The organism is Aeromicrobium sp. Leaf272, from assembly GCF_001422865.1.
GTDB lineage: Bacteria > Actinomycetota > Actinomycetes > Propionibacteriales > Nocardioidaceae > Aeromicrobium.
In genome coordinates, this window is record NZ_LMMY01000011.1 from 296559 (window position 1) to 296951 (window position 393).

Sequence of the window (393 nt, forward strand, 5' to 3'; positions counted from 1 at the left end):
GCCTGATCCTGCCTCTAGAATGGGAGAAGATCAGCAGGAGGAATCATGAGCGTCGCCGCACTCGACACCCACCCGGTGCCGGCGTGCGTGCACGGACTCCACGCCCTNCGTGGGACGGCCTGGACCCCACCGAGGTCCGACGGCTCCTCGCCGAGATCGGTCGCGCCGAAGCACGCCTGTCGGCCCACAAGATGGCCGCCGCACGCGTGCTGGAGAAGGCCCGCAAGGCCGCAGCGAATGGCGATGGCCCTCGAACCGGGACCGGTACTTCCACCGGGGCCACGATCTCGATCGACTTCGGTGGGGACCGCAGCGGCGCAGACGCGCTGGTGAACACCGCGCAGCGGATCGAGGAGCAGACCACTCTCATCGAGAACGCGCTCGCCTCCGGGG

1 protein-coding gene is annotated in these 393 nt (G+C 69.1%); it reads left to right on the forward strand.

The window, feature by feature from the left end; genetic code table 11:
- Positions 1–191: 191 nt before the first annotated feature.
- Positions 192–393, forward strand: a 202-nt coding sequence (locus ASF38_RS08470) for a hypothetical protein (RefSeq protein ID WP_235497540.1), incomplete at its 3' end; no start/stop codon positions are given.